The organism is Streptomyces sp. NRRL F-2580, assembly GCF_000720115.1.
Taxonomy (GTDB): Bacteria; Actinomycetota; Actinomycetes; order Streptomycetales; family Streptomycetaceae; genus Streptomyces.
In genome coordinates, this window is the sequence record NZ_JOIR01000017.1 from 179,465 (window position 1) to 192,724 (window position 13,260).

Annotated in this window: 12 protein-coding genes; 5 read left to right on the forward strand and 7 right to left on the reverse strand. The window is 73.0% G+C overall.

Annotated elements, in window-relative coordinates:
• The first annotated feature begins 38 nt into the window (after nucleotides 1-38).
• From IF88_RS0120570 to msrA, 4 genes are all read left to right on the forward strand, one after another.
• Nucleotides 39-1,142 carry a hypothetical protein gene (locus IF88_RS0120570; RefSeq protein ID WP_030714210.1) on the forward strand — a complete coding sequence of 368 codons (1,104 nt, stop codon included), beginning with the start codon at nucleotides 39-41 and terminating at the stop codon, nucleotides 1,140-1,142.
• 165 nt (nucleotides 1,143-1,307) lie between these two features.
• The gene (locus IF88_RS0120575) at nucleotides 1,308-2,906 is read left to right on the forward strand and encodes a M48 family metallopeptidase (protein ID WP_030714213.1); all 1,599 of its coding nucleotides are present in this window, start codon (nucleotides 1,308-1,310) and stop codon (nucleotides 2,904-2,906) included.
• The gene (locus IF88_RS0120580; protein WP_030714214.1) at nucleotides 2,903-4,042 is read left to right on the forward strand and encodes a hypothetical protein; all 1,140 of its coding nucleotides are present in this window, start codon (nucleotides 2,903-2,905) and stop codon (nucleotides 4,040-4,042) included. Before IF88_RS0120575 ends, IF88_RS0120580 begins: the two co-directional genes overlap by 4 nt.
• 73 nt (nucleotides 4,043-4,115) lie before the next feature.
• Nucleotides 4,116-4,778: a peptide-methionine (S)-S-oxide reductase MsrA gene (gene msrA / locus IF88_RS0120585; protein ID WP_030714216.1), complete on the forward strand. Its 663-nt coding sequence runs from the start codon at nucleotides 4,116-4,118 to the stop codon at nucleotides 4,776-4,778.
• Nucleotides 4,779-4,844: 66 nt separating this feature from the next.
• Here the strand turns inward: msrA and IF88_RS0120590 are convergent, their stop codons facing one another.
• From IF88_RS0120590 to IF88_RS47960, 3 genes are all read right to left on the reverse strand, one after another.
• The gene (locus IF88_RS0120590; RefSeq protein WP_051837220.1) at nucleotides 4,845-5,804 is read right to left on the reverse strand and encodes a GNAT family N-acetyltransferase; all 960 of its coding nucleotides are present in this window, start codon (nucleotides 5,802-5,804) and stop codon (nucleotides 4,845-4,847) included.
• 131 nt (nucleotides 5,805-5,935) lie between these two features.
• Nucleotides 5,936-7,195: a L,D-transpeptidase gene (locus tag IF88_RS0120595; protein WP_030714225.1), complete on the reverse strand. Its 1,260-nt coding sequence runs from the start codon at nucleotides 7,193-7,195 to the stop codon at nucleotides 5,936-5,938.
• A 143-nt stretch (nucleotides 7,196-7,338) separates the two neighbouring features.
• Nucleotides 7,339-7,623: a hypothetical protein gene (locus IF88_RS47960; RefSeq protein ID WP_030714228.1), complete on the reverse strand. Its 285-nt coding sequence runs from the start codon at nucleotides 7,621-7,623 to the stop codon at nucleotides 7,339-7,341.
• A 164-nt stretch (nucleotides 7,624-7,787) separates the two neighbouring features.
• On the opposite strand from IF88_RS47960, the gene IF88_RS0120605 reads away from it, so the two are divergent.
• Nucleotides 7,788-8,114 carry a hypothetical protein gene (locus IF88_RS0120605; protein ID WP_030714230.1) on the forward strand — a complete coding sequence of 109 codons (327 nt, stop codon included), beginning with the start codon at nucleotides 7,788-7,790 and terminating at the stop codon, nucleotides 8,112-8,114.
• Nucleotides 8,115-8,197: 83 nt separating this feature from the next.
• On the opposite strand, the gene hutH is transcribed toward IF88_RS0120605, so the two are convergent.
• The 4 genes from hutH to IF88_RS0120625 all read right to left on the reverse strand — a co-directional run bounded on the left by hutH (nucleotide 8,198) and on the right by IF88_RS0120625 (nucleotide 13,177).
• The gene (hutH, locus tag IF88_RS0120610) at nucleotides 8,198-9,739 is read right to left on the reverse strand and encodes a histidine ammonia-lyase (RefSeq protein ID WP_030714232.1); all 1,542 of its coding nucleotides are present in this window, start codon (nucleotides 9,737-9,739) and stop codon (nucleotides 8,198-8,200) included.
• 86 nt (nucleotides 9,740-9,825) lie between these two features.
• Entirely contained in the window at nucleotides 9,826-10,941 is a 1,116-nt protein-coding gene (locus tag IF88_RS49350; protein WP_030714234.1) for a diguanylate cyclase domain-containing protein, read from the reverse strand.
• A 116-nt stretch (nucleotides 10,942-11,057) separates the two neighbouring features.
• On the reverse strand, nucleotides 11,058-11,858 hold the full coding sequence (locus IF88_RS0120620; protein ID WP_030714236.1) for an enoyl-CoA hydratase/isomerase family protein: 801 nt from the start codon (nucleotides 11,856-11,858) through the stop codon (nucleotides 11,058-11,060).
• Nucleotides 11,859-12,013: 155 nt separating this feature from the next.
• The gene (locus IF88_RS0120625; RefSeq protein WP_030714238.1) at nucleotides 12,014-13,177 is read right to left on the reverse strand and encodes an adenylate/guanylate cyclase domain-containing protein; all 1,164 of its coding nucleotides are present in this window, start codon (nucleotides 13,175-13,177) and stop codon (nucleotides 12,014-12,016) included.
• Nucleotides 13,178-13,260: the final 83 nt, after the last annotated feature.

Consider the following 13,260-nt stretch of genomic DNA (forward strand, 5'->3'; position numbering starts at 1 on the left):
ATTGGCCTGCGGCCCCCTCGGTCTGCTTCGCTGGAGGCATGGAGATTCTGTGGTTGCTGTTCGCGATGCTCATGATCGTGTTCATCGTGGGTCCGTACATCCGGCGCAGGCGCGGCGGCATCCGTCTGGTCGCCCCGGGCAGCCCTGATGCGGCGGACCCGGCGAACTACGGATTCGACCGGCAGGAGGAGCTCGACATCCGCGTTCCCGGGCCCGACCAGGACCTGATGGACGCCCTCGACAACGTACGGCGCACCGGCCGGTGGCAGGCGGCCTCGCAACTGCTCGCCGGGACCCCGCGGGAGGGCGAGCGGCGCTGGCAGCGCGTGCAGGCCTTCGGCGGGGCGGCGGCGCTGGAGCTGGTGGCGCAGCCGGGTGTGGGCGCGCAGTGGCTGAAGGCGTGGCGGCTGGAGGCGGAGCAGGACGCGGGCGGCGCGCAGGTGCACGCGGAGCTGCTGGTGCAGCAGGCGTGGCGGCACTCGGGCGGGGTCGGGTCCACCGATCACCGGATCATCCTGGAGGAGGCCCGGGAGGCGTGCCGCAGGGCCGCCCTGGCGACTCCGGAGGATCCGGTCCCGTACATCACGGAGCTGGCGATCGCGCGGGGTCTGGCGTACTCGGAGGCGGAGTTCGACGCCCTGTGGGCGAAGGTCATCGACCGGGCGCCGGAGCACATGGGGGCGCACGTCGCGGCGCTGCACTACTGGTGCGCGAAGTGGCACGGCTCGCGGGAGCAGGCGGACGCGTTCGCACAGGCGGCGGCGGCGCGCGCGCCGCAGGGCTCGCTGCTGGCGGCGCTGCCGTTGTTCTCGGTGTACGAGAACACGCCCGACCTCGTCATGACCGCCTACTACGAGAGCGCGGTCGTGAGGCGGGCGGTGGAGGGCGCGCTGTACGCGGTGAACACGGCCCGTCAGGACGACCCGATGCAGGCGCACGTGCGGCACCTGCTGCTGATGTTCCTGGTCCGCATGGAGCGCTGGGCGGAGGCGATGGAGCAGGTGCGGCACGTGGACGGGTACGTGGGCGCGCTGCCGTGGTCGGAGTCGGAGGACCCGGCGGCGGCGTACGCGGTGTACCGGGCGCTGGCGGTGGCGGGGTACGAGGCGAACGGGGGGTCGCCGGCGACCCTCCCCCAGTAGCCCGCCGACCCCGGCCCGAGCGTCCGCACCCCCACGGGCCGGCAGGAATCCCCGGCGAATAAAGTTGCCGTAAGTTACGGCCGAGCCGCATGATGCGGCAGGCGGCGGCTCTCGACTCCGCCACGCACTTCGCGCCACTTTCATCCCGGGGGGGATCTGTCCTAAATGGGCGCTTCACTGCGCGCCTTGCGCGCCCTCGTCCTGCTCGCCGGCTTCTACCTGCTCGGCGTCTTCCTGCTGGCAGCCCTCGCGGGCGCCGACTACGCCCTCGTCACCGGGCTGCACGGGCCGATCGTCTTCAAGCTCGTCATCGTCTCCGTCGTCCTCGCCGTCCCGATCGTGCGCGGCCTGTTCATGCTGCGCACGCCCGAGGGCGAGCCGCCCGCCGGCATCACCGTCAGCGAGGCGCGGGAACCGCTGCTGTGGCAGACCGTGCGTGACATCGCGCAGCAGGTCGGCACCCGCGCGCCCGACGAGATCGTGCTGATCGACGAGGTGAACGCGGCCGTCAGCGAGGACGCCAAGCTGCTGGGTCTGCGGCCCGGAACCCGGCGCCTCTACCTCGGTCTGCCGCTGATGACGGGCCTGGACGAGATGCAGCTGCGCGCCGTGCTCGCCCACGAGATGGGCCACTACGCCAACTTCGACACCCGCCTCACCCCGCTGATCGCCCGCGGCCGCGCCCAGCTGATCCGCACGATCGGCCACTTCCACGAGCGTGCGGACGGCAAGGTCGCCAAGGAGCGCGCGAAGCAGGAGAAGAGGGACGAGAAGCGGATCGCCAAGGGCAAGAAGGCCAAGGGCGTCGACACCACGGGCGAGGGTGCGATGTACCGCGCCATGGCCAAGATCTACATGGCCTACGGCAACTTCTACATGCGCGCCACCCGCTCGACCTCCCGCCGTCAGGAGCTCGCCGCCGACCTCGCGTCGGTCCGGGTCGCCGGCCGTGACTCCGCCGCCTCCGCGCTGCGCGAGTTGAACGCCCTCGACTCGGCGCACGGCTTCTACATGAGCTCGTACGCGACCCTCGGCGTCGGCGCCGGTCTGCTGCCCCGCCCCGGGCAGGTCTTCGGCGGGCTGAGCCGGCTGCTGGACGCCCGCTCGGACGATCTGGACGAGCTGCGCCGGGAGCTGTCGACCGAGCCGACCTCGCCGTACGACTCCCACCCCGCGCTCGCCGAGCGCGTGGCCCGCATCGAGGCGCTGCCCGACGACGGCCGCGCCGGGCAGGCGGCCCGTCCGGCCCTGGAGCTGCTGGCCGACGCGGACGCGGCGCTGATCGCGCTGGAGCAGGCCGCCCTCACCCCCGAGGCGCTCGCGCTCAAGCGGGTGGACTGGGAGGACCTCGTCCACGAGTCCATGACGCTGTACGTCGACCAGGGCGCGGAGGAGATCCGGGAGGCCTGCGCCGCCGAGGGTGCGGGCCCCGGACTCGCCGAACTGCTCGACGCGTTCGACGCCGATCCGGCGGTGCGCTGGCGGATCGCCGACCGCTTCCCGAAGTCCGAGGAGGCGGCGGCCGCCACCGGCCGCGCGGCCCGCGAGTTCGTCCGCCCGGTGCTGCGGCGTGCCCTGAACCAGCTGGTCGGCATCGAGCTGGCGGCCCGCGGCGCCGCCCGCTGGCAGCTGTCCTGGTCCGAGTCGGCCGCCCTGGTCTACCCGGCCGAGGGCTTCGAGGAACAGCTCGGCCCGGCCCTGGACGCGGTCGTCTCCGACCAGCCCGACACCGAATCCCTGCGAAAGCTGGTGCTTGCCCCGTGATCGGCCTCTACGTCCTCGGCCTCCTGCTGGCGGCCGCCGCGTTCAAGTTCCTGCGCGGCGTCCACTTGATCCGCAAGGCGAAGCGGCTGGAAGCCGAGATCGGCACGCTGAACGCCGGTACGGAGGCCATCGAGGCCGGCCGGAAGGCCGAGAAGGCGGCGGCGGTGGTCGCGCTGGGCTTCGTCGCGGAGGCCGACCTCGACACCGAGAACCCCGCGCCGGTGCCGCCGGAGCGGACCGCCGTCCTGGAGGCCGTCCGGTCGGGCGACTGGGAGGCGGGAGCGGCGTACATCGAGGCGGCCGGGCAGGACTGGCAGGAGCGGATGGAGCGGGTCCGCCCGCTGGCCGAGGCGGCCGCCGAGGACGACGCCTGGCTGCTGGCCTGGCGCGCGGCGCGTCCCGCCGACCCGACGGCGGCCCTGGTCAACGCGGACACCGCGATCATGGTGGCGTGGAACGTCCGCGGCGGCCAGGCCGGCAGCCGCACCACGCAGGAGCAGTTCCGGCTCTTCCGCGACCTGCTGGTCAAGGCGCAGGAGGCCGCCCACGAGGCCCAGCGCCTCGCCGACCCCGCGGACCCGACCCCGTACATCGTGGAACAGCCCATCGGGCAGGGCCTGGGCTACTCGCACGAGCGGTACCGGGAACTGTGGGACCAGGTCGTCCGGCGCGACCCGAAGGTGCTGTGGTCGCACGTCAGCGGCCTGCAGTACTGGTGCGCGAAGTGGCGCGGCTCGCACGAGCTGGCGCTGGCCTTCGCGCGGGAGTCGGCGGCCGCCGGCGAGCCCGGTGACCTGCTGACCCTGCTGCCGCTGATCGCGTACTTCGAGCAGGAGACGCACGAGGAGGACCTGGCGGCCGAGACGTTCTTCAAGGAGCCGGAGATCGTCGCCGCGGTGGACGCGGCGCTCCTGGACCTGGCGGCTGCGGGCGACGACCATCCCGGGACGGCGCGCATCCGGCACATGCTGGCGTACCTGCTGTTCTGGCAGGACCGCGACGAGCAGGCGGTCGAGCAGTTCCGCCACATCGACGGGTTCATCGGCGCCCTGCCGTGGTCGTACGCGGGAGAGCCGAAGCGGCGGTACCTGTACGCCCGCGACTGGGCCGTGGGCGTGGCCACGCCGGGGCTCTGACACGCGGGAAAGGGGCGGGCCGGGGAATCCCGGCCCGCCCCTTTCCGTTGTCACTGCCACAAGGAGGGAATCCATGTTCTCGTACCGCCGTACGCCCGAGCTGCCCACCCGCGAGGAGGCCCTGACGGGCCGCGCGGAGCCGCTCTTCGTCCTGCCCGAGAAGCACACCGTGCTCGGCAATCCGCTGTCCGGTCCGTACCCCGCGCACCTCGAAGTGGCCGACTTCGGCCTGGGCTGCTTCTGGGGCGCGGAGCGCAAGTTCTGGCAGACCCCCGGGGTGTGGACCACGCTGGCCGGCTACCAGGGCGGCTTCACCGAGAATCCGACCTACGAGGAGGTCTGCTCGGGGCTGACCGGCCACACCGAGGTCGTCCGCGTGGTCTTCGACCCGTCCCAGGTCTCGTACGCGGCCCTCCTCAAGCTGTTCTGGGAGTCCCACGACCCGACCCAGGGCTTCCGCCAGGGCAACGACGTCGGCACCCAGTACCGCTCGGCGGTCTACACCCACTCCCCCGCCCAGCAGGCGACGGCGGAGGCCTCCCGCACGGCCTACCAGCAGGTCCTGGCCTCGTCGGGCTACGGCGAGATCACCACGGCCGTCCTCCCGGCGGCGGACCGTCCCTTCTGGCCCGCGGAGGCCCACCACCAGCAGTACCTGGACAAGAACCCGGGCGGCTACTGCGGCATCGGCGGCACGGGCGTCTCCTGCCCGATCGGCGTGGCCGCGGCCGAATGACCCCACCCGGCGCGCCCCCACCGGGGGACGCGCCGGTCCGGCATGCGCGGTCACGGATCGGGCCGGCTACAGCTTGAGTTGGAAGATGCCCGCGTCGCGTTCGCGGCGGTAGCCGAGGGACTCGTTCACCGTGCGCATGGGGGTGTTGGCGTCGGCCACGGTCGTGGCGATGTGGCGCAGGGCCGGATGGCGGGCGGCGGCGTCGGCGGCCATCCGGAGCTTCACGGCGCGGCCGAGGCCGTGGCCGCGGTGGCCGGGGGTGACGACCGTGTCGTGCTGGAGGGCGCGCGCGCCGGCGGGGTCCGGGAGGACGAGTTCCGTGTACGCGGCCACCTCGCCGGCCGCGGTCACCGCCGCGACCGTGGTCAGCTCGCCGCCCCGGTCGATGATCAGCTGTTGCAGGGCGTGCAGCCGCCGCGCCGTCCAGACCTGGATCCGCTCGTCCATGTCCCCGCTCGGGGCGTCCTCCATCGCGCCGTGGGCCGTGGCGAGGGCCGGCGCCCAGGCATCGGGGGCCAGGCCGTGCCAGGTGTGCAGCTCGTAGCCGGGCGTGGCGGGGACGGGCACGGGCCCGTCGGCGGGGAGCTCCTGTTCGTACCAGGCCATCGGCAGGACGTTCTCGAAGCCGAGGGACTCGGCGAACGCCTGCCCCGGACCGCCCAGGTCCACCAGGGCGGCGACCGAGGTCCGGCCCTGCGCGAGCAGCTCCTCGCGGACCCGCTCCCACAGGGCGGTGCCCACGCCGCGCCGCCGCTCCTGCGGCCGTACGGTCAGCACGTCGAGGAACGCGGTGTGCGTGTTGCCCTCGTCCGTGAACAGGAGCAGGGCCGCCGCGCCCGCGCCCTCACCCGCCGCCCAGAGCACGGGCCGGCCGCGCGCCGGCGGCACGCACAGCCGCCCGGCGACCTCCCCGCGGGTGGGCGCGGGCAGCCGCGGCTGGTCGGCGGCCCCTGCGGCGGTCAGGACCGCCAGCCAGGCGTCCACCTCGGCGTCGGTCGGGGGCAGCTCAAGGGAGCGGATCATCATGATCAGACCCTAGACGGGCTCAGGACGCGACGTTGAGCGGATTTCGGCCTCCGTGAAAAGACGGACGGCGGGGAACCCCGAGGGTTCCCCGCCGTCCGTCCGCCGGGTCGGCTGCGTCCGCTTGCGCGGCGTCAGGCGGCCGAGCCGGCCTTCCAGTCCGCCCAGCTCATGTTCCAGCCGTTGAGGCCGTTGTCCGGCTTGATGGTCTTGTCCGGGGAGTTGACCACGGTGACCACGTCGCCGATGAGCGAGTTGTCGAAGAACCAGGCCGCGGGCTGGTTCGGGTCATCCGCACCCTTGGCGTCGTTCAGGCCGACACAGCCGTGGCTGGTGTTGGCGCTGCCGAAGACCGAGTCGGCCCCCCAGTAGTTGCCGTGGATGAAGGTGCCGGACGTGGACAGCCGCATGGCGTGCGGGACGTCCTTGATGTCGTACTCGCCCTTGCCCTCTTCGTTCTTGAAGCCGACGGTCGAGCCGTCCATCCGGGTCTCCTTGAACTTCTCGGAGATCACCATCTGGCCGTTGTACGTCGGGTTCTCCGGGGAGCCCGCCGAGATCGGGATGGTCTTGAGGACCGCGCCGTCCCGGGTGACCGTCATCTTCTTCGTCTTCGTGTCGACCGTGGAGACCTGGCTGCGGCCGATCTTGAAGGTGACGGTCTTGTTCTGGACGCCCTGGACGCCGGGAGCGCCCTGGACGCCCTCCAGTGCCAGCTTCAGCGTGACGGTGGAGTTCGCCTGCCAGTACTGCTCGGGGCGGAAGTCGAGGCGCTGCGGGCTGAACCAGTGGCCGACGATCTCCTGGCCGCTGCTGGAGGAGACCGAGATCCCCGCCTGGACGGCCTTCTTGTCCTTGATCGCCTTGTTGAAGGTGATCGAGACCGGCATGCCCACGCCGACGGTCTGGCCTTCCTCCGGGACGAAGGAGGCCACGAAGCTGTTCTCGGGGGAGACGGTGGTGAAGGAGGCGTTCTCGTGGGCCTCGCGGCCGTCCGCGTCCTTCGCCGTCGCGGCCAGGGCGTACTTCGTGGAGCGCTTCAGGGCCGCGTCGGGCTTCCAGCTCTTGCCGTCGGCGGCGATCTTGCCGGCCACGGCCGTGCCCTCGCTGGTCTTCAGCTCGACCAGGGTGAGTGTGCCGTCACTGACGGCGACGTTGGCGGCGTCGTTGAGGCCGACGTCGGTGGCGCCGTCCTTCGGCGTGATGGTTATCTTCGCCTTCGACGCGTCCTTGGCCGCTGCCGCGTCGGCCTCCGCCTGGGACTTGCTGGCCTCGCCGTTGCCCTTCGGCTTGTCGTCGCCCCCGTCGTTGCACGCCGAGAGCATCAGTACACCGCCGAGCACGACGGATATGGCCGCCAGGGACCTTCTCCGTCGCTTGCTGTCCGTCCTCACACGTCACTCCATCGTTGCCGGATACCCCGGGGCTGCCGTCCCGGGGTGGGCCGGGCAGGGGGGTCACCCCCTGCCTCGTCCTGACAACGCGTTAACGGCGCCGGCCGGTTCCACATTCCGTTGGGATGTGGGCCACCACACGGTCAGGCGTTGTCGGGTTCCTCGTCGAAGTCCCCATCTTCCTCGTCGAGGTCCCACTCCATCGACTCGGGGTCGTATTCCACGGGCTCGCTGCTCCAGGAGGCCTGCGCGAGCTCCACGCCGGGGATGCCCACGACCAGGTCGGTGGGGTCCACCAGGTAGGCGAGGGCCTCCGATTCGTCCTCGCGGACGGCGGACTCGGCGTGGCCGCGCTCCTCGTCCGGCATGAACTCGTCGGCCTTGATGTGCGCGAGCGCGGCTCCGGTGAGTGCCTGAGTATCCGGCACCTCAAGGACCAAATCGACTCGAAGGCGGACGTAACGTGATGTCTCAGAAGGGTTCATACGACGGAGAGTAAGCCCGCGGGAGCCCTGACTTTCCCACGACCCGCCCCTTTCCGTAGCATCACCGCACACGGCCAATTCGCTGCTGCCACAAGGGGGATCGCACCGTGTCCGCACGCCGACCGCTGCTCACCGCTCTCGGAGCGACCACCCTCCTCGCCGCCCTGTGGTTCGTGCCCTCCGCGGGCGCCACCTCACCAGGGGCCGCGGAGAGCCCGCCCGGTGTGCCCGCGGGCGCGAACACCGCGGAGAGCGGAACCGGCACGGAGCACGCCGACGCCGCGGGCCCGCAGGCCCCGCCCGTCCTGCTCGCCGACACCGGCTCCGTCGACACCACCCCCTACCTGCTGGGCGGCACGCTCTGCCTCGGCGTCGGGGCCGGTTTCGTGGCCTTCTCCGTACGCCGCTCCCACTGCGCCTCGCGCTCCCTGTGAGCGGATCGCGCTCCTGACAGACGGGAAGGGCCGCCCCGGGAGAGATCCCGGAGCGGCCCTTCGCCGCACACCAGAGCCGGTCGTCAGGCGAGCGGGCCCGTCACCGGCTCCACCGCGGCGACGAGGCCGCCCGAGCGGACGAACGCGTCGGCGGCCGCCAGGTCAGGGGCGAGGAAACGATCCGGCCCGGGACCCTGCACACCCGCCGCGCGGGCGGCCTCGATCGCGGCCCGGCTGGCCGGCGCCGCGGTGAGCCCGTGGCGCAGCTCGATGGCGCGGGTGGCCGCGTACAGCTCGATGGCGATGATCCGCGTCAGGTTGTCGACGGCGGTACGGAGCTTGCGCGCGGCCGACCAGCCCATCGAGACGTGGTCCTCCTGCATGGCGGAGGAGGGGATCGAGTCGGCGGAGGCCGGCACCGCGAGCCGCTTCATCTCGCTGACCAGGGCGGCCTGCGTGTACTGGGCGATCATCAGACCGGAGTCCACACCGGCGTCGTCCGCGAGGAACGGCGGCAGGCCGTGCGAGCGGTTCTTGTCGAGCAGCCGGTCGGTGCGGCGCTCGGCGATGGAGCCGAGGTCGGCGGCCGCGATGGCCAGGAAGTCCAGGACGTAGGCGACCGGGGCCCCGTGGAAGTTGCCGTTGGACTCCACGCGCCCGTCGGGCAGCACCACCGGGTTGTCGACGGCGGCGGCCAGCTCGCGGGAGGCCACCAGGGCGGCGTGCGCCATGGTGTCGCGGCCCGCGCCGGCGACCTGCGGGGCGCAGCGCACCGAGTACGCGTCCTGCACGCGCGGGGCGGTCTCCTCCTGGTAGTGGCGGACGAGCCCGGAGCCCTTCAGTACGGCGGCCATGTTGGCGGCGGAGGCGCTCTGGCCGGGGTGCGGGCGGATGGCGTGCAGCTCGGGCTGGAGGACCTTCTCGGTGCCGAGGAGCGCTTCCAGGGTGAGGGCGGCGGTGATGTCGGCGCAGGTGTAGAGCTTGCCGAGGTCGGCGAGGGCCATGACGAGCATGCCGAGCATGCCGTCGGTGCCGTTGAGGAGGGCGAGGCCCTCCTTCTCGCGGAGCTCGACGGGGGTGATCCCGGCTTCGGCGAGCAGTTCGCCGGCGGGGCGGACCGTTCCGTCCGGGCCCTCGGCGTCGCCCTCGCCCATCAGCGCGAGCGCGCAGTGGGACAGCGGCGCGAGGTCGCCGGAGCAGCCGAGGGACCCGTACTCGTGGACGACGGGGGTGATCCCGGCGTTGAGCACGTCGGCCATGGTCTGGGCGACGGAGGGCCGTACGCCGGTGTGCCCGGAGGCGACGGTCTTCAGCCGGAGGAACATCAGCGCGCGGACCACCTCGCGCTCGACGCGCGGGCCCATGCCGGCGGCGTGCGAGCGGACGATGTTGCGCTGGAGCTGGGCGCGCAGCTCGGGACTGATGTGCCGGGAGGCGAGGGCACCGAATCCGGTGGACACCCCGTAGACGGGCTCGGGCTTGGCGGCGAGGGCGTCGACGATCTCGCGGGCGCGGGCGAGTGCGTCGAGCGCCTCGCCGGACAGCTCGACCCGTGCGTTGCCGCGGGCGACGGCGATGACGTCCTCGGCAGTGGTCCCGGAGGTCCCGACCACAACAGTGTGCATATCCATATTCAGCACCCTACGGATTGAATCGCTACATGTCACTAGGGGAAATTGTCACGATCGCGACCGACGAGTAACCCTTACGTTCACTGCCGCCCGCGGAAGCGGCGCCGCTCCCCCGGGGCCTCTTGGGCGGCGGCGTCCGCAAGCCGGACCACCGCGGTGTCCCGCCCCGCCACCACCGGCCCGGCCGAGCGCGCGGCCTTCGCCTTGTACTGGGCGGCGTCGGCCAGCCGGAACAGCCGCCGGGAGGACTTCACCGGCCCGATCGGGTCCCCGGTGGAGGCCACCCCGCAGGCCACGCCCTCGCCCAGCTCCAGTTCGGCCGCCCGGGCGCACACCTCCTCGGTGACCCGGACCACCTCGTCGGCGCTCGGGCCGACCCCGACCAGGCAGAACTCGTCACCGCCCAGGCGCGCCACCAGCGCGCCGGGCAGCATGGCCCCGCACAGGCTGAGCACCGACCCGAACCGCTCCAGCAGCCGGTCCCCCATGGCATGGCCCAGGGTGTCGTTGACCTTCTTCAGCCCGTTCAGGTCGCACACGACGAGGCTGACCACCACCCCGGTGCGCCGGTGCTCCTCCAGGGCCCCGTCCAGCCGCATGTCGACCGCCCGCCGGTTCGCGAGCCCGGTCAGCGGATCGGTGAAGGCGAGCCGCCGGGCCTCCTCCAGCCGCTCGTTCTGCGCCAGGCCGGCCGCGATCACGGCGGCGAGCACGGTGGCGAACTCGGCGTCGTCCTCGTCGAAGTCGGGCAGCCCCTCGTCCCGGGCCACGTACAGCTCGCCCCAGGCCCGGCCGCTGAGCACGACCGGCGCGACCACGCAGGTACCGCGGCCGCGGTGGCGCAAGGCCTCCCCGCGCCGCCCCGGCCGGTCGCCGACGGCGCTCTCGACCCAGGCGTGCGGGCCGCCGCCGCCGACCCACCGTTCGTGGAGGAACTCGGTGATCTCGGGGAAGTCGTGCACGGGGTAGGACTCGTCCTCGGGGAACTCCTCCTCCCCGGCCCGCCGCTCTCCCTCGTTCACGAGTACGCGCAGCCGCCCCCGCTCCCGCTCCCACGCGGAGATCGCGGCGAACGAGCCGTCCAGCGCCGTGCGCGCCCCCCGCGCCGCCGCCCGCACACTGTCCCGCGGCGCGCAGGCCGCGGCCATCGCCTGCGCGAGGCTCACCACGGCCCGCAGCCGCCCGTCGACTCCCATCACCCCAGGTTAGGGAGTTTTGCCCGATTTGGTACGCGTGACGCCGCTCGGGAGACACCGCCCGGGACCCGCCGGGCGGGCGCCGGGCATCCCGGCGGGGAGGGGCGGCGGGCCGGCTACTCCCCCGGCCAGTTCGGCTTGCGCTTCTCGTTGAACGCCGCCACGCCCTCCGCCCGGTCCCCGGAGAAGGCCACCGTCCGCCAGGCCGCGTCCTCGATCTCCAGACCGGCCGCCAGGTCCATCCCGTGCCCCAGCCGCAGCGCCCGCTTGGCCGCCCGCAGACCCACCGGGGAGTTCGCCGCCATCCGGGACGCCAGGGCCAGCGCCTCGGCCCTGTCCCGCCCCGCCGGGACCAGCGAGTCCACCAGCCCCAGGGACAGCGCCTCGGCCGCCTCCACCCGGCGCGCCGTGAAGATCAGCTCGGCCGCCCGCGCCGCACCCACCCGGCGCGGCAGCAGCTGCGTACCGCCGCCGCCCGGGATCACGCCCACCGACACCTCGGGCAGCCCGACCACCGCGGTCTCGTCGGCCACGATCACGTCGCAGGCCAGGGCCAGCTCGAAGCCGCCGCCCAGCGCGAAACCGTGCACGGCCGCGACCGTCGGCACCGGAAGCTCCAGCACGCCCCCGTACGCCCCCCGCGTGGTCGGCCGCTGCCGCACCAGCTCGGCGTCCGACAGCGAGTTCCGCTCCTTGAGGTCCGCCCCGACGCAGAAGGCCCGCTCCGCGGTGGAGGACAGCACCACCACCCGCACCGACGGGTCCGCCGCGAGCGCCGCGCAGGCGGCGCCGATCGAGCGGGCCATCTCCGTCGACACCGCGTTCATCGCCTTGGGGCGGTCCATCGCCAGCTCCGCGACGTGCCCGTCGCCCTCCCGACGTACCGCGACGAACTCTCCGAAGCGCTGCTCAGACATGCCTGCGACCCTCCCGGTTAACGAGCGTTATCGCCGCACTCTAGTGCGCGGGGAGGCCACCGGGTCAAGGCTGCGCGGTTCCGGGGCACGGCTGCGCCCCGGCCCGCCGGCGGGAGGCCCGGGGCCCATCCGTCCGTACGGGCCCCGCAGGCGCGTCAGGCGGGGTTCTTGGGCTTCCTGCGGGTCAGCGACCAGGGCTCCACCACGCCGAGGCCGCGCACCGGGCGCTGCCACATCGGCTGGAGGGCGAACCGGTAGGACACCTCGTCGAGCGAGGCCTCGGCCTCCTTCTCCGACACCGGGGCGGCCCCGGTCCGGGAGAGCTCCTCGGCCATAGCGCCGTCCACCAGCACCGCGTCCTTGGGGGCTATGGACGTCAGCCGGCTCGCCAGGTTCACGGTGGTCCCGAAGACGTCGCCCATGCGGGTCGTCACCGTGCCGAAGGCGATCCCGACCCGCAGCTCGGGCATCTGCGCGTCGAGCTCCATCGTCTCGATCAGCCGCAGCGCGATCTCCGCCGCCGTCGCCGCGTCGTCGGCGCAGTACAGCACCTCGTCGCCGAGCGTCTTGATCAGCCGGCCGCCGTGCGCGGCCACCAGGTCCGCCGCGGTCGTCTCGAAGGACTCGACCAGCTCGCCGAGCTCCTCCTCCTCCAGCCGCCGCGTGAGGCGGGTGAAGCCCACCAGGTCGGCGAAGCCCACCGCGAGCCGCCGGTCGACCATCTCGTCGTCGTCCGCGACCTGCACCACGCGCCCCGTGGCGGCCGCCAGCTGCCGCCGCCACACGTAGACGAGGAATTCCTCCAGCTCGGGCAGGAGCAGCTCCACCAGGGGGTACGTGACCTCCGTACGGGTCATCCCCGGCTCCGGCGGCTCCGTCAGCCCTTCCAGGAACGAGTCGATCTGCCACTCGGCCAGCCGCGCCGTGGTCTGCCCGGTGGACCTGGCCACCTGCACCGCCATCGGCTCGGACAGCAGCCCGGCCTCCACCAGACCGGCGAGCCGGCGCAGGGCCAGTACGTCGGCCTCGGTCAGCGCCTTGGCCTGCCCGATGTCGGCGAAGCCCATGGCCCGCCAGAAACGGGAGGCGAGCTCCATGGACACACCGGCGCTCCGGGCGGCCTGGAACGGCGTGTACCGGCGCTCGGCCCCGAGGATCAGCTGCTCCAGCCGGATGGCGAGGGGATCCGCCGTCGGCTGGGCCGTGTGGTCGACCTCGTGGTGCGGGGTGTGCCGGTCACGGCCGATCGGGGTGACAGGGCCGGACGAGGAGCCGCCGGCGCCGTGGGACGCGCTGGACGCAGAGTCGTCGACGGTCAAGGGCCGCCTCCTGTCCATTCCGTGCGCACTGCCCTGCGAACCGGTTGATCACCACGAGCACCGGGATCGCCTAAACCATACGG

Excerpts from the sequence above, each read along its gene's own strand:
- IF88_RS0120570 (WP_030714210.1), top strand. The coding sequence starts at position 39 with ATGGAGATTCTGTGGTTGCTGTTCGCGATGCTCATGATCGTGTTCATC.
- IF88_RS0120575 (WP_030714213.1), top strand. The coding sequence starts at position 1,308 with ATGGGCGCTTCACTGCGCGCCTTGCGCGCCCTCGTCCTGCTCGCCGGC.
- msrA (WP_030714216.1), top strand. The coding sequence starts at position 4,116 with ATGTTCTCGTACCGCCGTACGCCCGAGCTGCCCACCCGCGAGGAGGCC.
- IF88_RS0120590 (WP_051837220.1), bottom strand. The coding sequence starts at position 5,804 with ATGATGATCCGCTCCCTTGAGCTGCCCCCGACCGACGCCGAGGTGGAC.
- hutH (WP_030714232.1), bottom strand. The coding sequence starts at position 9,739 with ATGCACACTGTTGTGGTCGGGACCTCCGGGACCACTGCCGAGGACGTC.
- IF88_RS49350 (WP_030714234.1), bottom strand. The coding sequence starts at position 10,941 with ATGGGAGTCGACGGGCGGCTGCGGGCCGTGGTGAGCCTCGCGCAGGCG.
- IF88_RS0120620 (WP_030714236.1), bottom strand. The coding sequence starts at position 11,858 with ATGTCTGAGCAGCGCTTCGGAGAGTTCGTCGCGGTACGTCGGGAGGGC.